This window comes from Brevibacillus sp. SYP-B805, assembly GCF_011059135.1.
In the GTDB taxonomy this organism is placed as follows: Bacteria; Bacillota; Bacilli; order Brevibacillales; family Brevibacillaceae; genus Brevibacillus_F.
Genome location: NZ_JAALGD010000012.1, coordinates 124,503 through 147,627, shown reverse-complemented (window position 1 = coordinate 147,627; position 23,125 = coordinate 124,503). Strand labels below are relative to the sequence as shown.

18 protein-coding genes, 1 riboswitch and 1 other annotated feature are annotated in these 23,125 nt (G+C 55.6%); of the genes, 16 read left to right on the top strand and 2 right to left on the bottom strand.

The annotated features are described in order from the left end of the window. The first annotated feature begins 3 nt into the window (after positions 1–3). From recF to gyrB, 3 genes are read left to right on the top strand one after another with little or no spacing between them, the layout of a single operon-like run. Positions 4–1,128, top strand: a complete 1,125-nt coding sequence (gene recF, locus G3578_RS15410; RefSeq protein WP_165213845.1) for a DNA replication/repair protein RecF — start codon at positions 4–6, stop codon at positions 1,126–1,128. A gap of 11 nt (positions 1,129–1,139) precedes the next feature. After that, a complete protein-coding gene (gene remB, locus G3578_RS15405; RefSeq protein ID WP_165213844.1) occupies positions 1,140–1,430 on the top strand; it encodes an extracellular matrix regulator RemB in 291 nt (96 codons plus the stop codon). A 3-nt stretch (positions 1,431–1,433) separates the two neighbouring features. After that, positions 1,434–3,359, top strand: a complete 1,926-nt coding sequence (gene gyrB / locus G3578_RS15400) for a DNA topoisomerase (ATP-hydrolyzing) subunit B (RefSeq protein ID WP_165213843.1) — start codon at positions 1,434–1,436, stop codon at positions 3,357–3,359. 96 nt (positions 3,360–3,455) lie between these two features. On the opposite strand, the gene G3578_RS15395 is transcribed toward gyrB, so the two are convergent. Further along, positions 3,456–3,650, bottom strand: coding sequence for a hypothetical protein (locus G3578_RS15395; protein WP_165213842.1), 195 nt, complete (start codon positions 3,648–3,650; stop codon positions 3,456–3,458). A gap of 136 nt (positions 3,651–3,786) precedes the next feature. After that, positions 3,787–3,937: riboswitch (cyclic di-AMP (ydaO/yuaA leader) on the bottom strand. Between the two features lie 152 nt (positions 3,938–4,089). On the opposite strand from G3578_RS15395, the gene G3578_RS15390 reads away from it, so the two are divergent. From G3578_RS15390 to G3578_RS15375, 4 genes are all read left to right on the top strand, one after another. Beyond that, positions 4,090–5,109: an NADH:flavin oxidoreductase/NADH oxidase gene (locus G3578_RS15390; RefSeq protein WP_165213841.1), complete on the top strand. Its 1,020-nt coding sequence runs from the start codon at positions 4,090–4,092 to the stop codon at positions 5,107–5,109. A gap of 303 nt (positions 5,110–5,412) precedes the next feature. Beyond that, positions 5,413–7,902, top strand: coding sequence for a DNA gyrase subunit A (gyrA, locus tag G3578_RS15385; protein WP_165213840.1), 2,490 nt, complete (start codon positions 5,413–5,415; stop codon positions 7,900–7,902). A gap of 117 nt (positions 7,903–8,019) precedes the next feature. Further along, positions 8,020–9,093: an HD-GYP domain-containing protein gene (locus tag G3578_RS15380; RefSeq protein ID WP_165213839.1), complete on the top strand. Its 1,074-nt coding sequence runs from the start codon at positions 8,020–8,022 to the stop codon at positions 9,091–9,093. A 214-nt stretch (positions 9,094–9,307) separates the two neighbouring features. Further along, positions 9,308–10,483 carry a putative glycoside hydrolase gene (locus G3578_RS15375; RefSeq protein WP_241254646.1) on the top strand — a complete coding sequence of 392 codons (1,176 nt, stop codon included), beginning with the start codon at positions 9,308–9,310 and terminating at the stop codon, positions 10,481–10,483. Positions 10,484–10,499: 16 nt separating this feature from the next. Here G3578_RS15375 and G3578_RS15370 read toward each other — a convergent pair whose 3' ends face one another. Next, positions 10,500–11,471: a YaaC family protein gene (locus G3578_RS15370; protein WP_165213838.1), complete on the bottom strand. Its 972-nt coding sequence runs from the start codon at positions 11,469–11,471 to the stop codon at positions 10,500–10,502. Positions 11,472–11,650: 179 nt separating this feature from the next. Here G3578_RS15370 and guaB point away from each other — a divergent pair, with 179 nt between their 5' ends. From guaB to aceA, 9 genes are all read left to right on the top strand, one after another. Continuing rightward, positions 11,651–13,111, top strand: coding sequence for an IMP dehydrogenase (gene guaB / locus G3578_RS15365; RefSeq protein ID WP_165213837.1), 1,461 nt, complete (start codon positions 11,651–11,653; stop codon positions 13,109–13,111). A gap of 161 nt (positions 13,112–13,272) precedes the next feature. Beyond that, complete coding sequence (locus tag G3578_RS15360; RefSeq protein WP_165213836.1) at positions 13,273–14,595, top strand: D-alanyl-D-alanine carboxypeptidase family protein; 1,323 nt, start codon at positions 13,273–13,275, stop codon at positions 14,593–14,595. A gap of 100 nt (positions 14,596–14,695) precedes the next feature. Next, positions 14,696–15,580 (top strand): pyridoxal 5'-phosphate synthase lyase subunit PdxS, encoded by an 885-nt coding sequence (gene pdxS, locus G3578_RS15355; protein ID WP_165213835.1) that lies wholly within the window; start codon positions 14,696–14,698, stop codon positions 15,578–15,580. A 10-nt stretch (positions 15,581–15,590) separates the two neighbouring features. Then, positions 15,591–16,181, top strand: coding sequence for a pyridoxal 5'-phosphate synthase glutaminase subunit PdxT (gene pdxT, locus G3578_RS15350; RefSeq protein ID WP_165213834.1), 591 nt, complete (start codon positions 15,591–15,593; stop codon positions 16,179–16,181). 102 nt (positions 16,182–16,283) lie between these two features. After that, entirely contained in the window at positions 16,284–17,984 is a 1,701-nt protein-coding gene (locus G3578_RS15345; RefSeq protein WP_165213833.1) for a pyruvate oxidase, read from the top strand. Between the two features lie 60 nt (positions 17,985–18,044). Continuing rightward, positions 18,045–18,270, top strand: a binding site (T-box leader). A 93-nt stretch (positions 18,271–18,363) separates the two neighbouring features. Further along, positions 18,364–19,647: a serine--tRNA ligase gene (gene serS / locus G3578_RS15340; RefSeq protein ID WP_165213832.1), complete on the top strand. Its 1,284-nt coding sequence runs from the start codon at positions 18,364–18,366 to the stop codon at positions 19,645–19,647. 317 nt (positions 19,648–19,964) lie between these two features. Beyond that, positions 19,965–20,117: a hypothetical protein gene (locus tag G3578_RS15335; protein WP_165213831.1), complete on the top strand. Its 153-nt coding sequence runs from the start codon at positions 19,965–19,967 to the stop codon at positions 20,115–20,117. A gap of 90 nt (positions 20,118–20,207) precedes the next feature. After that, positions 20,208–21,812: a malate synthase A gene (gene aceB / locus G3578_RS15330; protein ID WP_206529735.1), complete on the top strand. Its 1,605-nt coding sequence runs from the start codon at positions 20,208–20,210 to the stop codon at positions 21,810–21,812. A 31-nt stretch (positions 21,813–21,843) separates the two neighbouring features. After that, positions 21,844–23,124, top strand: a complete 1,281-nt coding sequence (gene aceA, locus G3578_RS15325; protein ID WP_165213829.1) for an isocitrate lyase — start codon at positions 21,844–21,846, stop codon at positions 23,122–23,124. The last annotated feature ends 1 nt before the right edge of the window (position 23,125 follow it).

Here is a 23,125-nt window from a genome sequence, read left to right as displayed (position 1 = left end):
CGCTTGAATCTGCGGGACTTAACGCTGACACATTATCGGAATTACGAGGAACTCTCCCTGCGCTTTGACGGCCCGATCCACCTGTTTATCGGGAACAATGCGCAGGGCAAGACAAATGTCCTGGAATCGATCTACGTGCTTGCTCTGGCCAAATCCCACCGGACGGCCAGGGACAAGGAACTGATCGCCTGGAATGCTGATTATGCCACCATCCGTAGCGAAGTGGAGCGTCGCTACGGATCTGTTCGTTTGGAGATCCAGTTGACGTCGAAAGGAAAACGGGCAAAGATTAACGGCATTGAACAGTCGAAACTGAGCGAATATATCGGGGCGTTGAACGTGGTCATGTTTGCGCCGGAAGACCTGGCGATCGTCAAGGGGGCGCCGGCTCAGCGGCGGCGCTTTATCGACATGGAGATCGGGCAGGTATCTCCCACCTATCTCTATTATTTAAGCAGCTACAACCGGGTGCTGGCGCAAAAAAATCAGCTGCTGAAAGACATGGCCATGAAGAAGGGACAGCCGCATGATGAGGCCATGCTCTCAATTTGGAATACCCAACTGGCCGATTTAGCGGTAAAATTGTTGAAGAAGCGCTTTGAGTTTTTAGGCAAGCTGGAAGCGTGGGCCCGCGAGATCCATTCCGGCATTACCGACGGCAAGGAAACGCTTTCCCTTCATTACGAAAATTCTTCCCCCGTCACCGCCGGGATGGAAGCCGCCCAGGCCCAGGAGGCGATGCTGGCGGCCTACGAAGAGATGTTTGAGCGGGAGAAGCAGCGGGGCAGTACCCTGATCGGGCCGCACCGGGACGATTTTTCCCTGCGGATCAACAACATGGATGTCCAGACGTACGGTTCCCAGGGACAGCAGCGAACAAGCGCGCTTTCGCTCAAATTGGCCGAAATTGAGCTGATCAAGGAAGAAGTGGGAGAGTATCCCGTTCTTCTGCTGGACGACGTATTGTCTGAATTGGATGAACACCGGCAGACCCTGCTATTGGAGACGATACAAAACAAGGTACAAACGTTTGTAAGTACCACCGGAGTGGAAGGATTAAAACATCAGGTATTGCGGCAAGCATCGCGTTATTACGTGCGGGAAGGGAAAATCTCCTTGGAAAGTTAAGGTGAGCGGGCATGTTCATTCACATTGGCGGAGATACCGTGGTAAGCACCAAGGAGGTTATCTCCATCCTGGATCATCAGACCGTGAATAGCTCGAAGGTGACGAAGAAGTTCATCGAGGACGAGAAAAAAGTGAAGCGTGTCGTGGACAGCAGCGCCGAGGAGACCAAATCGTACGTGATCACCAAGGATGCCATTTACTGTTCACCGATATCCTCGCTCACGCTGAAGCGGCGCGCGCAGTTTGTGAACAGCTTGGAGCATGTTCCTGCTGGCCAGACTGAAGATGAGGAGTTGACGTAAAAAGTGAACCAAGCAACGACAAAAGATCAAAGCTATGATGCCAGTCAGATACAGGTGTTGGAAGGTCTGGAGGCGGTTCGCAAGCGTCCGGGGATGTATATCGGTTCGACCAGCAGCAGGGGTTTGCATCACCTTGTCTGGGAAATTGTGGACAATGCGATTGACGAGGCGTTGGCAGGCTATTGCGACGATATTCATGTGTATATCCGTCCCGACAATTCCATTACCGTAACGGATAATGGCCGCGGGATTCCGACCGGGATCCACGAAAAAACGGGCAAATCGACGGTGGAGACCGTCCTGACCGTGCTGCATGCCGGTGGGAAATTCGGCGGCGGCGGTTACAAGGTATCCGGTGGTTTGCACGGTGTGGGCAGCTCGGTCGTAAACGCCCTTTCCGAGTGGTTGGAAGTAGAGGTCAAACAGCATGGCAAGATCCATTTCATGCGATTTCATGTAGGGGAGCCGGAAGCGGATCTGGCCGTGATCGGGGAGACCGACGAGACGGGGACGAAGGTAAGCTTTAAACCGGATCCGACCATTTTCACGGAAACGACCGAGTTTGACTATGAAGTGCTGCAGAAGCGGATTCGCGAGCTGGCTTTCCTGAACAAAGGGCTGCGGATTACGCTGCATGACGAGCGTCCGGGGCAGGAGCGGACGGAGGAATTCTACTATGAGGGCGGCATTATCTCATTCGTGGAGTATCTCAACAAGAACCGGGAGAAGTTGCATGACGAGGTGATTTACTGCGAGGGCGAGCGGGAAGGCCTGCATGTGGAAGTGGCCCTGCAGTACAATGACGGCTTCGCGAGCAACATCTATTCCTTTGCCAACAACATCAACACGCATGAAGGCGGCACCCATGAAGCGGGGTTCAAGACGGCGCTGACGCGTGTGATCAATGACTACAGCCGCAAGTTCAACTACCTCAAGGAAAAGGACGCCAACCTGACAGGGGATGACGTGCGTGAGGGCTTGACGGCCATTATCTCGGTAAAAATTCCGGAGCCGCAGTTTGAAGGGCAGACGAAAACCAAGCTGGGGAACTCGGAGGCGCGGAGCGTAACCGAATCGATCTTCGGCGACAAGTTCAGCAGTTTCATGGAAGAGAATCCGGCCATCGCCAAGAAGATCGTCGAAAAGGCCTTGATGGCCCAGCGTGCCCGGGAAGCGGCGCGGAAAGCCCGTGAGCTGACCCGCCGAAAGAATGCGCTGGAAGTCAGTGCACTGCCCGGCAAGCTGGCCGATTGTTCTTCCAAGGATGCGTCGGAGAGCGAACTGTTTATCGTAGAGGGTGATTCCGCGGGCGGCTCGGCCAAACTGGGGCGCGACCGCCACTTCCAGGCCATCCTGCCGCTGCGCGGTAAGGTGCTGAACGTGGAGAAGTCCCGTCTGGACAAAATCCTGGCCAACAACGAGATCCGTGCGATCATTACCGCACTTGGCACAGGGATCGGGGAAGACTTCGACATCACGAAGGCGCGTTATCACAAGATCATCATCATGACGGACGCCGATGTGGACGGCTCCCATATCCGTACGCTGCTGCTGACGTTCTTCTACCGTTACATGCGCCCGCTGATCGAATCGGGCTATATCTACATCGCCCAGCCGCCGCTTTACAGCATCAAGCAGGGCAAACAGATTTACTATGCGTACAGCGACGCGCAGCGCGACGAGATTTTGGCCACCTTGAAACCGGTGCCGAAGCCGGCCATTCAGCGGTACAAAGGTCTTGGAGAGATGAATGCGGAGCAGCTGTGGGAAACCACGATGGATCCGGAGGTGCGGACGCTCCTGCAGGTCAGCCTGGACGATGCCATCGAAGCGGATATGGTCTTCGAAACGCTGATGGGCGATGAAGTCGAGCCCCGGCGGGAGTTTATCGAGCAGTATTCGAAGCATGTGCGTGATTTGGATATCTAATCGTATGGTTCAAACATGGGACCAAATGTCTCCCCCGACTGAGGAAGTCGGGGGGTTTTTTTGTGCTGATCGCCATTTCGGAGATGCGAGCGGACATCAGGAACGCTTGATCGTTTTGATCACCACATCCGTCAAAAGCTTGATTTGACCATCCGCCATTTTCAGCTCCGCCATCGTATCGTCCGGGCTTACCCAGGTGATGGTCCCCACCAAGCGTTCCGAATTTTTCATACACACTTCAACCTGTTTCCCCAACGATTCGCGAATTTGTTTCTGGATGTGCAGCAACATGGTGTTTACCTCCAATGCATGTTTCCCATCGTATCAAACGGATAATGAAAAAAGCCACGAGGAAGAGGGACACCTCTTCTCGTGGCTTCTCAAGACATCATGAAAAAACAAACGCCATCAGGAGCACGATTGTGGTTTCTCCTCTCCAGACGCTTGCGAGGTTAGCTGACGGATTCGGGCGTGGGAGTCGCCCTACTCGGTTATTACCGAGACTCACCCCGTGGACCAAAGGCTATCGTCCAATTGGTTCCCCCGCTCTTCCCAGGAAGATTCAGCGATCGAAGAATCACATATGAAATTGATGTAATGTATCTTACTGCGGAAACAAGCGTTTGTAATGATGGGGAAAATACTAACAATTGGAAAAAAGGAATATACTGCTTCCGAAAAGAAAGTTAATGTGTTTTATTTATTATCAGAGAATAAAGGAGGGAACCACATGGCAGGATTATCCTCACCGTTTGTCTTGAAAAGCTTGTCCTTGAAGAACAGAATCGTCATGCCGCCCATGTGCCAATATTCGGTGGAGGCCAAGGATGGCAAACCAAATGACTGGCACTTTGTTCACTATGTTTCCAGGGCTGTGGGAGGAACAGGTCTGATCATCATGGAGATGACCGATGTCGAACCGGATGGCCGGATCACGGATTACGACCTGGGCTTGTGGTCGGATGAACAGATTCCGGCATTCAAACGCATTATCACGGAAGTGCAAAAATACGGTACCAAAATCGGGATCCAGATCGCGCATGCCGGCCGCAAAGCCGAAGATGCTGCCGTGCCGGTCGGCCCCTCGGACATTCCGGTAAGCCCGGCCTATAAAAAACCGCGTCCTCTCACCACCGCAGAAGTGAAAGAGATGGTCGTCAAGTTTCGGGAGGCGGCGAGAAGGGCCGTCGAGGCCGGAGTGGACACGATTGAACTCCATGGCGCCCACGGGTATTTGATCCACCAGTTCCATTCGCCCGCCATCAACAACCGGGAAGATGAGTATGGTCGGGATCTTGCGAAGTTCGGAGAGGAAGTGGTGCAGGCCGTCAAAAGCGTGATGCCGACAGAGATGCCGCTGATCATGAGGGTTTCGGCGGTGGAATATATCGACGGCGGATATGAGTTGGATCACATCATCGACATCTGCAAACGGTACAAGGAAGCCGGTGTCGACATGTTTCACGTTTCGAGCGGCGGGGAAGGTCCGGCCGGAAAACGAAAGCCGGGGAATTATCCGGGCTACCAAGTTCCCATGGCGCGGGCGATCAAACAGGCCCTGGATGTACCTGTCATCGCCGTCGGCCTTCTGGATGATCCCAAGTTGGCGGAGGCGACGATTCAAAATGGGGATGCGGACCTGATTGCGGTTGCCCGCGGCATGCTGCGTGACCCGTACTGGGCCATCCATGCCATCCGAGCCGTGTCGGGAGAAGTGGAACCGCCGAAACAGTATGCGCGGGCGTACTGACCGAATGGCAACTACGGCTCCGCCATCGCGCAAGGCTCGGCGCTCGTTCGAGTTTTCTCAATATATCGGAAAGTTTAAGTACTTTAAAGCAATAAAGCGAAGGTAGAAAGGTTGGGGGCCCACGCCGACACCAGCAAGAACCCCCACTCGGCAAAGCGTTAGCTATCGCCGAGTGGGTGGAGCGTTCGCTTAAGTCGGCGGGGTTTTCTTATCAGGGTAGGAGGGCGAACCTCTTTTTGGACGCGGTGTTGATAAATATGCTATAATAAAACATTGCGAAAACCAGTTGGAGGTTTGTCCTTTATGGCACCTGAAACACCACAGTTTCCCAAAGTGGATATCAGCCAGGAGATGCGCGATTCGTTCATCAGCTATGCGATGAGCGTCATCGTTAGCCGGGCTCTGCCGGACGTGCGCGACGGTCTCAAGCCGGTGCACCGCCGGATTTTGTATGCGATGCATGACATGGGCCTTACTCCTGACAAGGCGTTTCGGAAATCGGCCAACGTGGTCGGTGAAGTGATGGCCAACTACCATCCGCACGGCGACGCGGCGATTTACGAAACGATGGTTCGCCTTGCCCAGGATTTCAACATGCGCCATATGCTGGTGGAAGGCCAGGGGAACTTCGGTTCCGTGGATGGCGACCCAGCGGCGGCGATGCGTTACACCGAATCACGTCTGTCCAAGATTGCGCTGGAGCTCTTGCGCGATATTGATAAAGAGACGGTTGATTTTGTCCCCAACTACGATGGCCGCAAGGAAGAGCCTGTCGTCCTGCCGTCCCGTTTCCCCAATCTGCTGGTAAACGGTTCGGGCGGGATCGCCGTGGGGATGGCGACCAATATTCCTCCGCACAACCTCGGCGAAATCATCGATGGCGTCACGGCCATGATCGACAATCCGAATGTGACGGTCCAGGAACTGATGAAAATCATCAAGGGCCCGGACTTCCCGACCGCTGGTGAAATCCTCGGATACAGCGGCATCCGCAAAGCTTATGAAACCGGTCGCGGCTCCATTGTCATGCGGGCCAAGACGATGATTGAAGAGCATAAAGGGAAACCGCGCATTATTGTCACCGAAATCCCGTTCCAGGTAAACAAGGCGAAGCTGGTGGAAAAAATCGCCGAGCTGGTAAGGGAGAAGAAGATCGACGGCATTACCGACCTGCGTGACGAATCGGACCGCAAAGGGATGCGCATCGTGATCGAATTGCGTCGGGATGTCGTCCCGAAAGTGGTGCTCAATCATCTGTTTAAGCATACACAGATGCAAAGCACCTTTGGGGTAAACATGCTGGCCCTGGTGGACAACCGCCCGCGCATCCTGAATCTGCGCGAGATGATCTACTATTATCTGGAGCATCAGCGCGTCATCGTCCGCAGAAGAACCGAGTACGATCTGCGGCAGGCGGAAGCCCGCGCCCACATCCTGGAAGGGTTGCGCATTGCGCTCGACCATATCGACGAGATCATCAGCCTGATCCGGGGTTCCCAAACGACGGACGAAGCCCGCGACGGCTTGATGAACCGCTTTGGGCTGAGCTATGAGCAGGCCCAGGCGATCCTTGACATGCGCCTGCAGCGCCTCACCGGGTTGGAGCGGGAAAAGATCGAGAACGAATACCAGGAGCTGGTTGCCAAGATCGCGGAATACCGGGCGATCCTGGCCGATGAAAACAGGATTTACGCCATCATCAAGGAAGAGATCAACGAGATCAAGGAGCGTTACGCCGAACCGCGCCGGACGGAGATCACCTTCGATGAAGAACACATTGAAGATCTGGATCTGATCCCGGAAGAAGACGTGGTGATCACCCTCACCCATTCGGGCTACATCAAGCGGATCCCGGTCTCCACCTACCGCAGTCAGAAGCGGGGCGGCCGCGGGGTCGTGGGCATCGGCACGAAGGAAGACGATTTCGTCGAACATCTGTACATCACCAGTACCCACGATTCCCTCATGTTCTTTACCAACAAAGGGCGTGCCTATCCGCTCAAAACCTACGAAATTCCCGACCTGGGCCGCACCGCCAAGGGAACGCCGATCATCAACCTGATTCAGGTGGAAAAAGGCGAGCGGGTCAACGCGGTCATTCCGGTACGGGAATTCCGTGAAGATTGCTACTTGTTTTTTGCCACCAAGAAGGGGATCGTCAAGAAAACGGAGCTCTCCGCGTTCGAACATATCCGCAAAGGCGGTCTGATCGCCGTCAATTTGCGGGAGGACGACGAGCTGATCGGCGTCCGCCTGACCGATGGCCATCAGGAAATCATCATGGGCACGAAAAACGGCATGTCCGTCCGCTTCCCGGAAAGCGATGTCCGGACGATTGGCCGAAATGCAACGGGCGTGAAAGGGATCACCCTTGACGAAGACGATGACGTGATCGGTATGGACATCGTCAAACCCAATGCGGAGGTCTTGATCGTGACCGCCAAAGGATACGGAAAACGGACGCCGGTGGAGGAGTACCGTGTACAATCGCGCGGCGGAAAAGGGATTAAGACCCATAATGTTACCGAGCGCAGCGGTCGGGTCGTCGGTTTGAAAGTGGTGGAGCCGAACGAAGATCTGATGATCATCACCACATCGGGCATTATCATTCGTCTGGAAGTGAAGGGGATTTCCGTCATGGGTCGTTATACCCAAGGCGTGAAGCTGATCCGGATCGAAGAGAATGAAGAAGTTGTCTCCGTTGAGAAAGTGCCCCCGAATGAGGATGCGGAAGGACAAAATGATGGGGAAAGCACGATGACAGCGGATGACGACGAAAACGGACAGGAATAGCCAATGGAAAAGGAGCCGGTTTCATCTTTGGATGGGCCGGCGTTTTTGTTTTTATTGTCACGAATATAGGAAAAAAGTATGATGAAATTGAAAAGGTCAATCGAGAGGATGGTTTTCATGCCCGTTATTCCGGTGAAAAAACTGTCAATCGGGGCAAAACTGGCTGAGGATGTGCATACTCCGCTGGGAGGGCTGCTTTTCACGAAAGGAACGTTGATATCCGAGAAAGAGATGGAGCTGCTGGATGTCTTTCAGGTACGGGAGGTCGACGTGGAAGAGATGGACAGTTCCCGGACAGAGGAGAAAACGGAAACAGAGAAGCCGAAGCCGAACGCCGGCACCCAGAAACAGCATGATTTTCAGGCCCTCTTTGAAAAAGCGACTGCTTCCCTGAAGGCGTTGATGCTGCCGGTGCAAGGGGGACAGCAGAATATTCCGGTCATGGAAGTACGGGTAGCCATTACGCCGGTGCTGCAGCAGGTGCATGAACAGCCCAACCTCCTGCTGACCTTGCAAAACCTCTCCAGAATCGACAGTTATCCTCACGAGCATGCCATTGCCGTAGGTCTTTTATCTTATACCATCGCCAAATGGCTGAAAGTGCCCGAAAAAGAGTGGATGCAAATCGCCCTGGCAGGAACGCTGCTTGACGTCGGCAAAACCAGAATCGATCGGAAAATCCTGCAGAAGCCGGGAAAATTGACCGCGGAAGAATTTGAAGAAATCAAAAAGCATACGGTGTACGGCTATCAGCTGCTCAAAGCTTCTCCCGGACTCAACGAAGGCGTGGCGCTGGCCGCCCTGCAGCACCACGAGCGGGAGGATGGCTCGGGGTATCCGCTTGGATTGAAGGGTAACAAGCTGCATCTGTACAGCAAGATTACGGCGGTGGCGGATGTGTACCATGCGATGAGCTCCGAGCGGGTCTACAAAAAGGGGCTCTCCCCGTATCTGGTGGCGGAACAGTTGATTCAGGACAGCTTCGGCAAGCTTGATCCGACCATTGTCCATACGTTTGTCCGAGGAATCACGCAATTTTCGGTGGGAACCGCCGTCGAGCTGAGCGATGGGACGTTTGGCAAAATCATCTTCACCGACCGGAATCATCCGACGCGGCCCATGGTGGAAGCCAACGGCAGGATCATTAATCTGGCGGAAGCAAGGCATTTGTCGATTGTCAAAGTGATCTGAGGGATGGACGCTTCCATCCTTTATTTTTGCCCCGCGAAGCAAGGCGCCTGCCAGCGTTTCCGTGTGCCGGGAAATTATCGGCGCTGTAACAAAAAGAGGAACGAACCGACGAGGCAAAGAAACGGGGCAGCATGATATACTATGGATACGTACTGGTGCGTATCTTTGATCCGGCACGTGCATCCACATGGGAGAAGGAGGGGGGAGACATCCGATGATCCGGCACAAGGCGGCTGCATGGGCGATATTACTCACCCTGCTCGTGATGACGTCCAGCTGGGGACTTCTCCCGGTAGCAAAGGCGGAGCAAACGGATTTGGCAACCGAACCGGCTGCATGGTCGGATGACACCTTGCTCTCTTCTCCGGAACTTCTGGACAAGATGAAAATTCCGGTAAAGGCGAAAGGGATCTACCTGACGGGATGGTCGGCTGGGGGCAGTAATTTCCAGAAATTATTGAATTTGGTGAATCAGACCGAGCTGAACGCCATGGTGATTGATATGAAGGAGGACGAAGGACGGGTTACTTACAAGTCAGGCATTCCGCTCGTTCAACAGACGAAAGCGGACGGAACCCGGTTTATTGCCGATATCGATCAATTGCTGCAAACGCTGCGGGAAAACCATGTATACCCCATTGCCCGCATCGTTTGCTTCAAAGACCCGTACCTGGCCGGGAAAAAGCCGGAATGGGCCATGCAGCGCAAAACCGGCGGCATCTGGTCGGACAGCAAAGGCGTCGTTTGGATCGATCCCTACCGGAAAGAGGTATGGGATTACAATATTGCCATCGCCAAGGAAGCGGCCAAGAAGGGATTCAAGGAGATTCAATTCGATTATGTGCGCTTCCCGGACAACGGCAAGAGGGTGGATCAGGAAGTCGCCTTTTACCAACAAAACGGCAGAACCAAGCAGCAGGTGATTGCGGAATTTCTCGCCTATGCACGAAAAGAGCTGGCCCCGTATCATGTGTATCTGTCCGCCGATATTTTCGGTCTGGTTCCCTCGGTCAGCGACGACATGGGTATCGGACAGAAGTGGGAGCTTGTCAGTCCGCACGTGGATTACATCTCGCCGATGATGTACCCGTCCCATTATGCCAATGGCACCTATGGGTTGGCCGTTCCGGATGCCCGGCCCTATGAGACGATTCGAAACGGGCTGCTGGATGCCCGGAAAAAAGATGATCTCATCAAGGCGCAGCATCAACGGCCCGCCACCATCCGGCCCTGGTATCAGGATTTTACGGCCAGATGGGTGAAGGGGCATATTCCGTATGGTCCGCGTGAAGTGCTTGCCCAGATCAAGGCAGGCCAGGAGCTGGGCGTGGACCAGTACTTGATCTGGGATGCCGCCAACAGCTACAGCGAGGGCGCCTGGCGAAAGTAAGCGAAAACCCCCTCGGTTACAGGTGACCGCGGGGGTTTGCCAGCTGCAGGAGCTTGACGGTCAGCTGGGGGAAGGTTTCCTGGTGCAGCGTGAGAAAACGCTCAACCAGCAGCGCTTCGGCCAGCGAATGGGTCAGCACCAACTCTCCCCACCACTCCGTTTCGTATCGGCATAACATGCCAAGCAGATAAAGAAGTAGATAATGGACAGCCCACGGGGGAAGAGGGATTGCCTGTTCCGGTCCGTTCCAGAAGAAGAGCTTCTCTTCGGGGGTGACGGCAAACAGGCAATGCTTGTCCAGGCCCGCTGCATTCCCTTGAAGCCAAACCCTTTTCCCCGTTTCCCCATCCTCTTTTTCCCCGCGAAACCGCAGTTCATCGGGAGCAAAACGGTTCAGGTATCCGACCAACGTGTCCACCGAATAGCCGAGAGCGCCCTGTCCCACCTGCGGAAATACAAGCAGGGTGCGGTCCAGGCATCGCACCGGCACCCAGTCGACAGGAGCCACGATCTTTTCGTACGGATGAGCCAGTTCGGGCAGTGAAGCGAACAGATCCTTCGCCTTGTAGCCGGGTTTCAAGGGAGGAAGCTTCCACAAAGCCGCCGCATGGGCAAACAGCCCTTCCTTCTGCGGGCGAATCTCGTCTTCGAGCAGACGGTACGGGCTTCTTCGCAGCTTGCGGGTGGTAACCCCGTGCTGCAGCATGCGGCTGTTGTGCGGATACGCCGGATCTGCGGCCAGCATGCAGCCTTTCAACATTTGGACACAGCCATAGAAAAGCAGCAGCGGACGGATCAACAGATCGGCATCCGCAGCCGCCTGATAGAACGTCCGGGCCTGCAGCCAGAAATAGACAAAACGGGTGGAATGCTGGTAAGCCAGGCGATCCGGATGCGGCAGGCCTGCTTTCTCATAGCATTCCGACAAAAATGTCCGGGCTGTCGGTTCCGTTTCCAAGTAGCGCAAATCATCCCAGGCGGAAGGCATGTAAACGGTTACCATCCTTTTGCTAGAATTTTCGTAAAAAAACCATCCAAATCTTGCATAACTCCCATTATAACCGTATAATTTCCGAAATTACCGAACATTATTAGGGGTTCTTGACAGTAAATTAAGCGGTTTGATAAACTGTCCTAAATTTATCTAGCGAAAGGGGCAAATAGGTTGTGAGGGAAGATAAATTCGTCAAGGAAGGTCTGACGTTTGATGACGTGTTGCTCATACCGGGCAAGTCGGATGTGCTGCCACGCGATGTGGATGTCACCACGAAATTGAGCGAAAAGGTGAAACTGAACATCCCGTTAATCAGCGCAGGCATGGATACAGTGACTGAATCTGCCCTTGCGATAGCATTGGCCCGCCAAGGCGGTATCGGTATCATCCACAAGAATATGTCCATCGAGAAACAAGCCGGCGAAGTTGACCGGGTCAAACGCTCCGAAAGCGGAGTCATTACCAATCCCTTCTCGTTGACTCCTGAGCACAAGGTGTCCGACGCAGATGCCTTGATGGCAAAATATCGCATTTCCGGCGTCCCCATCGTTGATGCCCACAATCATCTCGTAGGGATCCTCACCAACCGCGATTTACGATTTGTCCACGATTTTTCTACACCCATTTCCCAAGTGATGACCAGAGAAAATCTGGTGACGGCTCCTGTCGGCACGACCCTGCAGCAAGCGGAAGCCATCCTGCAGAAGCACAAGATCGAAAAACTGCCGCTCGTTGATGAGAACAACGTGTTGAAAGGCCTTATTACCATTAAAGATATCGAGAAAGCGATCCAATATCCCAATGCGGCCAAGGATGAACACGGGCGTCTGCTCTGCGGGGCGGCTGTCGGCGTATCCGCAGATACCTTTGAACGGGCCGATGCGCTTGTACAAGCCGGCGTAGACGTTCTGGTGGTGGATACCGCCCACGGTCACCATATCAATGTGGGCGAAACCGTGAGAAAGCTGCGCAAAGCTTACCCGGATCTGACCATTGTGGCCGGAAACGTGGCAACGGGAGAGGCCACGCGCGACCTGATCGAAGCCGGGGCATCGGTGATCAAAGTGGGGATGGGGCCGGGTTCCATCTGTACGACCCGCGTCGTGGCCGGTATCGGCGTTCCGCAAATCACCGCGATCTACGATTGTGCGCTGGTTGCGCGGAAATACGGTGTTCCCATCATTGCCGACGGAGGGATCAAATATTCCGGCGATCTGCCCAAGGCCATCGGCGCCGGAGCATCCGCCGTCATGATCGGCAGCTTGTTTGCCGGTACGGAAGAGAGTCCGGGCGAGTTTGAAATCTATCAGGGCCGCCGCTTCAAAGTGTACCGTGGTATGGGTTCGATCGGTGCCATGAAAGAAGGAAGCAAGGATCGCTACTTCCAGGAAAACGAGCAGAAGCTTGTTCCGGAAGGGATCGAAGGGCGCGTTCCGTATAAAGGGCCGCTGGCGGATGTCGTGTACCAGTTGATCGGCGGTCTGCGCGCCGGCATGGGCTATTGCGGTGTCCGCTCCATCGAGGAGCTGATCAACAACGCTCAGTTTATCCGCATTACGGGCGCGGGGCTGCGCGAAAGCCATCCGCACGATGTTCAAATTACCAAAGAAGCTCCGAACTATTCCGTTTCCTGATCAGACCGAGAATCCTTCCCCCCCTCCTTCATCCGTTTGGGCAGGGGGGTTTTCTCTGGCAGTTATTGACGGCCGGATTCAGACTTCTAAGCCGTCTGATCTTTATGGTACACTTACCATTGGGTGAAAGAATGATCGACAGAATGGGAGAGTGATCACAAATGAGATGGCATAGATGGACAAAGCGACTTGCAGGAATCGTCCTTTCTGTCGCGCTGTTTGGCCTGGCGGGATGGGGAGGCGCATCCACCGCGTCCGCCGATACGCAGGCCAACTTGCAATTGGAGGCAAAATCAGCCATCCTGGTGGAACCGACCACAGGGAAGGTGCTGTACAGCATGAACCCGGACGTGCCGCTGCCGCCCGCCAGCATGAGCAAGATGATGACCGAGTATCTGGTGCTGGAAGCGTTGAAGCAGAATAAAATCAAGTGGGACGAGAAGGTTCCGGTCAGCGAATACGCCTTTTATGTCGCCAGAATTCCCGATTCGGCCGGGGTCTACCTGAATGCGGGGGAAGAACATTCGGTCAAGGATCTGTATAAGGCGATGGCGATTGCGTCCGCCAATGACGCGACCGTTCTCCTGGCGGAAAAAGTAGGCGGCAGTGAAGCCAATTTTGTGAAAATGATGAATGAGAAAGCCGCCCAGCTGGGGATGAAAAACTCCAGTTTCGTCACGTCAACCGGATTGCCGGCCAACGAGTTGGGCCCGTACTCTTATTCAAATGAGCCGAAGGAGAACCAAATGTCAGCCCGTGACGCCGCCATTCTGGCGCGTGCGCTGATCCGGGATTTCCCGGAAGCGCTGGAATACTCCAAAATTCCGCGGATGGTGTTCCGGGAAGGGACTCCGAATGCGATCCCCAAGGCAAACTATAACTGGATGTTGCCGGGGCTTCCCAATACGTACCCGGGTGTGGACGGGTTGAAAACAGGCTACACGGCAGCGGCCGGATACTGCTTCACCGGTACGGCCACGCGGGATGGCATGCGATTGATCAGCGTCGTGATGGGCGTGAAAGGTCAGGGAGGAGTAAGCGGCGAGACGAAGCGCTTCGCCGAGACGAAGAAGCTGTTTGACTACGGATTCAGCACCTACAAGCTGACCAAGGTGTTGGACAAAGGGGCAACCATTGCCGGCTCGGAAGCAGCGCCTGTCAAAAAAGGCGTGGAGTTGACCGTTCCGGCGGTGACCGGCAGTGTGGCAACCGTTGTGACCAAAGTGGGTGAAGAGAAGAAATACAAACCGACCGTTGTGTTTAACGACCTCACCGCCCCGATTAAAAAGGGACAAGCCATCGGGAAGTTGACGTTTAAGGCGGAAGGAGCGGGGAACGAGGAGTATCTGCAGCCGGAAGACGCCCAAAAAGGCGGGATCGAAATAGTGGCCAATCAGGACGTGGAGGAAGCAAGCTGGATCCGTCTGTTCTTCCGCGGCATTATCCAATTTATCAAGAACCTGTTTGCCAATATCGTCGGCTGACCGAATTCCTAGTAATTTGGTTGCCATAAAGAGATCGATTGATTTACAATGAAATGAAGTACGGAACAGATTCTTTTATCCGACATAGGGGGCAATAACAATGGTAGAGGTTGGGACATCTCGCGTAAAACGTGGTATGGCTGAAATGCAAAAGGGCGGCGTCATCATGGACGTAGTCAACGCCGAGCAGGCGAAAATTGCGGAAGCGGCAGGCGCTGTTGCCGTAATGGCGCTGGAGCGCGTTCCTTCCGACATTCGTGCGGCCGGCGGCGTAGCCCGTATGGCGGATCTCAGCATTGTGGAAGAGGTATTAAAGGCGGTTTCCATCCCGGTGATGGCGAAAGCGCGGATCGGTCACTTCGTTGAAGCGCGGGTGCTGGAATCCATGGGTGTCGATTACATCGACGAGAGTGAGGTTCTTACTCCTGCCGATGATATGTTTCATATCAACAAAAAAGATTTCACGGTACCGTTCGTCTGCGGTGCGCGCGATCTGGGCGAAGCGCTCCGCCGCATCGGCGAAGGCGCATCCATGATCCGTACCAAAGGGGAGCCGGGCACCGGCAACATCGTGGAGGCGGTTCGCCACATGCGCACGATGCAGGCCCAAATCCGCAAGGTGCAAAGCATGTCCTACGATGAATTGATGGCGGAAGCCAAGAACCTGGGCGCTCCTTACGAACTGCTTGAGTATGTGCACAAAAACGGCAAGCTGCCGGTGGTCAACTTCGCCGCAGGCGGGGTAGCGACTCCATCCGATGCGGCCCTGATGATGCAACTGGGGGCTGACGGCGTCTTCGTCGGTTCCGGTATCTTCAAATCGGAGAATCCGGAGAAATATGCCCGCGCCATCGTGGAAGCAACCACCCATTACACGGATTATGAGCTGATCGCCCGTGTATCCAAGGGTCTCGGTGCCCCGATGACCGGTATTGAAATCTCCAAAATCCGCGAAGCAGACCGCATGCAAGAGCGCGGGTGGTAAGGTGAGCGCGATGAAAATTGGCGTACTTGCCCTGCAAGGTGCGGTAGCCGAGCATCTTCGCTTGCTGGAGATGGCGGGGGCTACGGCGGTCCCGGTAAAAAAAGTGGAAGAATTGGAAGACCTGGATGGCTTGATTATCCCCGGCGGGGAAAGCACCACGATCAGCAAGCTGATGCACAAGTACGGCTTTATGGAAGCTGTTCGCCGTTTTGGGGAAGCGAAAAAGCCCGTTTTCGGGACCTGCGCGGGTGCCATCCTGTTGGCCAACCGCATCAACGGCCAGGAGGATTATCACCTCGGCCTGATGGATATGAAAGTGGAACGGAATGCGTTTGGACGTCAAAAAGAGAGTTTCGAAGCGGTGCTGCCGATCGCAGGCGTGGCCCCGGACTTTACGGCCGTCTTCATTCGCGCCCCCTATATCATGGAGTTGGGGGAAACGGGAGAGGTTTTGGCCAAGTTTGACGATAAAATCGTGGCTGCGCGCCAAGGACACTATCTCGCCGCCGCTTTCCACCCGGAACTGACGGAAGACAGCCGTTTTCACAAGTATTTTCTCGATATGGTAAAGGAAAGCCGCGGCGTTCGCGCTGCGACATAACCGCTTGCATGACTCCAGCCGGTACCTGTGGTGCCGGCTGTTTACTTTTTTCCCTAGTTGCAGAGAATACATCTGAAGGTTCCAGGGAAAGGGGTAACGAGCATGTTTGGAAAGAAGGCTGGCGAAGTCCTGGTCGACCTGCTGATCGAGTGGGGGGTCGACCACATTTACGGGATGCCGGGCGATTCGATCAATTCCTTGATCGAACCGCTGCGCCGGGCACGGGACAAGATCAAGTTCATCCAGGTTCGGCATGAAGAGGCCGGGGCTTTGGCTGCGGCCGCCTACGCCAAGTTAACCGGGAAGCTGGGCGTTTGCATGGCGATTGCGGGTCCGGGCGCAATCCATCTGCTGAACGGGCTGTATGATGCCAAACTGGACAAGGTGCCGGTGTTGGCGATTACCGGTCAGGTGGAGACCGATCTGCTGGGGACGGATGCGTTTCAGGAAGTCAATCTGGAACGGATGTTTGATGATGTGGCCGTTTACAACCAGCGGATCATGTCGGCCGAGCAGCTTCCGGCCGTGGTCAATCAGGCGATACGGACCGCCTATACCAAAAAAGGGGTCGCGGTCCTGACCATTCCCGACGATATTCCCAAGTTTGAAGTGAAAGGGGAAGCCCGCCGCACAAGCAGCTTTGTTGTCCAGTCGGAGATTCTTCCTCAAACGGCCGACCTGATCCGGGCCAAGCAGGTGCTGGAAGAGGCCAAAAAACCGGTGATCCTGGCCGGACGGGGAGCCAGAGGGGCACGCGAGCAGCTGCTGGCGTTTGCGGAGAAACTGGCGGCCCCCATCGTGCTGACCCTGCCGGGAAAAGGAGTGATCCCCGACGAACACCCCTTATGTCTGGGCGGACTGGGACTGATCGGCACCAGGCCGTCCTATGAAGCGATGCAGGAGGCCGATACGCTGGTCATGGTGGGCACGTCGTTCCCGTTTACCGGATTTTTGCCGGATGAAGCCAGAACGATCCAAATCGACACCGATCCGGCCCAAATCGGCAAACGCTACCCGGTACACGTCGGACTGGCGGGTGATGCCGGCCGCACGCTGGCCTGGCTGGCCCAGGAGATCTCTCCGCGTCCGGACCGCTCTTTTCTGGAGCGCTGTCAGGCGCATATGAAAAAGTGGTGGGCCAAGATGGAGCGGGAAGAAGAGGATCAGGCGGTGCCGCTCAAGCCGCAGCACGTCATGTGGGCGCTGCAGCAGGTGATGCCAAGCGATGCGGTGCTCTCCGTTGATGTCGGCAACGTGACGGTTTGGGCGGCCCGCCACCTGCGGCTGACCCAACAACAGATGATACTGTCCAGTTGGCTGGCGACACTGGGATGCGGGCTGCCCGGTGCCATCGCCGCCAAAATCGCCTATCCCCATAAACAGGTGTTTGCCGTATGCGGGGATGGCGGCTTTGCCATGACGATGAGCGATTTTGTCACCGCGGTGAAGTACGATCTGCCGCTGGTAGCCATCGTCCTCAACAATCACAAGATCGCCATGATCAAATTCGAGCAGGAGGTCATGGGGAATGTGGAATACGCCACCGATCTGACCAACCCGCATTTCGCCCGCTTTGCCGACGCTTGCGGGGGCGTGGGCTTCCGCGTGGAGAAGCCGGAGGAGCTGCTTCCCGCCATGCGGCAGGCCGTCCTGCTGAACAAGCCCTGCATCATCGATGTGGTAGTGGATGCCAATGAAGCGCCGATGCCGGCCAAGATTACCTTTAACCAGGCTGCCGGCTATGCCAAGCATCTGGTGAAGGAGCTCTTCGAGGAAGGCAAAGCGGAGGTTCCCGCCTTCTAGGATGCGCTACTTTACATTCCATGGGAAATTTAGTACATTACTAGAGAGGCAGGAATAATCGCAAAAGCGCTGAAGAGAACAAGTACTCTGCATTGGCTTGGTCAAGAGAGTCGGTGGACTGGTGCGAACCGATCCGGCATGCGGAAGAATCCATCTCGGAGCGGCGGGGGAAACAACTTCGCCCGGAAACGTGCCGTTATCACGTGAAAGAGGGCAGGTCGTCAGTCGTTGTTTTCGACGATTTGCCAAGAAGGGTGGCAACGCGGGTTATACACTCGTCCCTTGACCAGAGGGATGGGTGTTTTTATTTTGGAACTGTACCCCGTACGACGCGCGCGTCAACGGTCGTCGGGTGGGTTTCTTGAAGGAGGAAGATGCCATGTTAGATGTGAAAGTGCTGCGCAACGATCTGGAAGGTGTCAGAAAACGTCTGGCGCACCGGAATGAAGACATCTCGGCTTTGGATCAGTTTGCCGAAGTGGATGAGAGACGCCGGCAGGTGATCCAGGAAGCGGAAAGCCTGAAAAACAAGCGGAACACCGTTTCCGAACAGGTAGCGATCCTGAAGCGGAACAAGGAAAATGCCGACCATCTGATCGCGGAGATGAAGGAAGTAAGCGACCGGATCAAGGTGCTGGACGAAGAGCTTCGCCAGTTGGATGAACAGCTGGAACAGATCCTGCTCGCACTGCCCAATCTGCCGCATGAAAGCACGCCGATCGGGATTTCGGAAGAGGATAACGTGACGGTGCGCACCTGGGGTGAGCCCCATTCGTTCGATTTTGAAGCCAAGCCGCACTGGGAGGTGGCCCAGACGCTCGGAATCCTTGATTTCGAGGCGGCGGCCAAGGTGACCGGCAGCCGTTTTGTCTTCTACAAAGGCCTCGGCGCCCGTCTGGAACGGGCATTGATGAACTTCATGCTGGATCTGCATACGGAACAGCACGGGTATGAAGAGATCCTGCCTCCATACATGGTGAACCGCACCAGCATGACAGGGACGGGGCAGCTGCCCAAGTTTGAGGAAGACGCGTTCAAGGTGGAAGGCGTCGACTATTTCTTGATTCCGACGGCGGAAGTGCCGGTTACCAACATTCACCGGGATGAAATCCTGAATGCGGACGACCTGCCCCGCTATTATGCGGCATACAGCGCATGCTTCCGTTCCGAGGCCGGGTCTGCCGGCCGGGATACGCGCGGCTTGATCCGTCAGCATCAGTTCAACAAGGTGGAGCTGGTGAAGTTCGTCAAGCCGGAAGATTCCTATGCGGAACTGGAGAAACTGGTGGGGGATGCGGAAAAGGTGCTGCAGCTGCTGGAGCTGCCGTACCGGGTATTGAGCATGTGCACCGGGGATCTCGGGTTTACGGCCGCCAAGAAATACGACCTGGAAGTATGGATCCCCAGTTACAACACGTATCGCGAAATCTCGTCCTGCTCCAATTTTGAAGACTTCCAGGCGCGTCGGGCCAATATCCGTTTCCGCCGCGATGCCAAGTCCAAACCGGAATTCGTCCACACCCTGAACGGCTCCGGATTGGCCATTGGACGTACGGTGGCGGCGATTCTGGAAAATTATCAGCAGGCGGACGGCTCCGTTGTGATTCCGCAGGTGCTGCGCCCGTACATGGGCGGAGTGGAACGGATCGCGCCGCAAGCATAACGGATGGTAAAACCCAAGGCTCTCTGCTACGGCAGGGGGCCTATTTGCTGATCGGAATGATTAAGTTCATGAAAGTGATCATGAAAATGATAAAGTGACGAAGAAAGTTTGGGGGCCCCCGCCGACACCAGCAAGGGACCCCACTCGGCAAAGCGTTAGCGATCGCCGAGTGGGTGGAGCGTTCGCTTAGGTTGGCGGGGTTATTTACGTTGGCAAATATATTTTCAAATTTGGTATTGCTTGCCGAAAAGGTCTGTTATATAATAACACTCAAACAATAACAATGTATTAATACAGTTGGTGAGGGGGGAGAGGCGATGGATTGTACCAGATGCGAAGGGCATGGAGAGCAGGAATGCCATCAGTGCAACGGGAGCGGCTATGATTCCGGCGGTGCGGCATGCAGCCACTGTCACGGGGATGGGATGGTCAGCTGCAGTCACTGCAGCGGCAGAGGCGCCATTGACTAGGAGGATCATTTTTTTTAACCATCCTGTACTATAATACGTAGTTAAAATTACATCTGTAACATAATAGAGCGGAGGGGTTCTGTCGTGACGCTGACAAAATCAAGCCAATACCCGGCTGGCGTAGAAGTGCTCGGAACAATCTCGTCGGAATATTCCGGAATCCTTACTCCGGAAGCGGTTGGGTTTGTCACCAGGCTGGAAAGACGGTTCGGGAAACAGCGGGAAGAGCTGCTCAGGAAAAGGCAGGAGAGACAAAAGGAGCTGGATGCGGGGAAGCTGCCGGATTTTCTGCCGGAAACCGCCCATATCCGTGAAGCGGAGTGGACGATTGCCCCGCTGCCGCATGATCTGTTGGACCGGCGGGTAGAGATTACCGGGCCGGCCGGCGACCGCAAGATGGTGATCAACGCCCTCAATTCCGGCGCCAAAATGTTTATGGCCGATTTCGAGGACGCCAACTCTCCCACATGGGAGAATACGATACAGGGACAGATCAACCTGCGCGATGCCATCAACCGGACGATCGCATACACCAGCCCGGAAGGCAAACGGTATGCGCTCAACGAGAAAACGGCGACTCTCCTGGTCCGGCCAAGGGGCTGGCATCTGGAGGAGAAGCATGTTGTGATCGACGGGAAGCCGATCTCCGCCAGCCTGTTTGATTTCGGCCTCTATTTCTTTCACAACGCGAAAAACCTGCTGCGGAACGGTACGGGCCCATACTTTTATCTGCCGAAGCTGGAGAGCCATCTGGAGGCACGGCTGTGGAACGATGTGTTCCTGTTTGCGCAGGAGGAGCTGGGAATCCCCACCGGCACGATCAAAGCGACCGTCCTGATCGAAACCATTCTTGCCGCGTTTGAGATGGATGAAATCCTCTATGAGCTGCGCCAGCACAGCGCCGGGCTCAACTGCGGACGCTGGGATTACATTTTCAGCTATATCAAGAAGCTGCGCCATCATCCCGATGTGATCCTGCCTGACCGGGCCTTGGTGACGATGACGGTGCCGTTTATGCGCGCCTACACGCTGCTCACGATCAAAACCTGCCACCGGAGAAACGCGCCGGCCATCGGCGGGATGGCCGCGCAGATTCCCGTGAAGAACGATCCCGTCGCCAACGAGGAAGCCATGCGGAAAGTGCGTGCCGACAAAGAGCGGGAAGCCTTTGACGGTCACGATGGCACATGGGTGGCTCATCCCGGCCTTGTCCCCGTTGCCATGTCTGTATTTGACGCCCTGATGCCGAGGCCCAACCAGATCGAACGGAAGCGGGACGATGTGGAGGTAACCGCCGCTGACCTGCTGGCGGTGCCCGAGGGCCCCATCACCGAAGCGGGGGTACGGACCAACATCAGCGTCGGCATTCAATATATCGAGGCCTGGCTGCGCGGAGCGGGCGCTGTGCCGATCTTCCATCTGATGGAGGATGCGGCCACGGCTGAAATCTCCCGGGCACAGATCTGGCAATGGATACGTCATCCGAAAGGGGTCCTGCAGGACGGGCGGAAAATCACGCTGGAGATGGTGCGGCAGTTCCTGGGGGAAGAGCTGGCCGCGATTAAGCAGCAGGTGGGTGAAGAAGCTTACCAGAGGGGCAGGTACAAAGCCGCTGCGGAGCTGTTCCTGCAGCTTGTCACCGACGACGACTTTACAGAGTTTCTCACGATTCCCGGTTACAACTATTTACCATAACGATCATGAAGAAGAGAGGAATGAGGATAGGATGGGAAAACACGAGGAGATTAGAAAGCTGGAAGAATTCTGGAAATCCGAGCGCTTTCGCGGCATTACACGCCCGTATACGGCGGAGGACGTGATCCGGCTCCGCGGTTCCGTACAGATCGAACATACCCTGGCGAAGCTGGGGGCTGAACGTCTGTGGCATCTGCTGCATACGGAACATCATATCAAGGCGCTGGGCGCACTGACCGGGAATCAGGCGGTGCAGCAGGTAAAAGCGGGCTTGAAGGCCATCTATCTGAGCGGCTGGCAGGTGGCGGCAGACGCCAACCTGGCCGGGCAGATGTACCCGGACCAGAGTCTGTACCCGGCCAACAGCGTCCCGCATGTGGTGAAGCGGATCAATCAGGCCCTCCAGCGCGCCGACCAGATCCAGACCGCGGAGGGGAGTGGGGATACGTACTGGTTCGCGCCCATTGTGGCGGATGCGGAAGCGGGATTCGGCGGTCCGCTCAATGTATTCGAACTGATGAAAGCCATGATTGAAGCGGGGGCGGCGGGCGTTCATTTTGAAGATCAGCTCGCTTCCGAGAAAAAATGCGGCCATATGGGCGGCAAGGTACTGATCCCGACCCAGGCGGCTGTCCGCAACCTGATTGCCGCCCGTTTCGCGGCGGATGTGATGGGGGTTCCGACGATCATCGTGGCCCGGACGGATGCCAACGGAGCATTCCTGATCACCAGCGACATCGATGAGAACGACCGTCCCTTCCTGACAGGCGAGCGGACGACGGAAGGCTTCTTCCGGATGCGCGGCGGCCTTGAAGCTGCCATCGCCCGCGGGCTGAGCTACGCGCCGTATGCCGACCTGATCTGGTGCGAGACCTCGGAGCCGAATCTGGAGGAGGCCAGGCGTTTTGCCGAGGCGATCCATGCGAAATATCCCGGCAAGCTTCTCGCGTACAACTGCTCGCCTTCGTTCAACTGGAAGAAAAAGCTGGATGAAGAAACCATCGCCGAATTCCAGAACAAGCTGGGCGACATGGGCTACAAGTTCCAATTCGTAACCCTGGCCGGCTTCCATACGCTCAACCACAGCATGTTTGAGCTGGCCCGCGGCTACCGGGATCGCGGCATGGCGGCCTACTCGGAGCTGCAGCAGGCCGAGTTTGCCAGCGAAGCCTACGGCTACACAGCCACCAGACATCAGCGGGAGGTGGGCACCGGTTATTTTGACGAGGTTGCCCAGGTGATTGCGGGGGGAACCTCCTCTACCACGGCGCTAACCGGTTCCACCGAAGAAGAGCAGTTCGTCCATCCGTAAA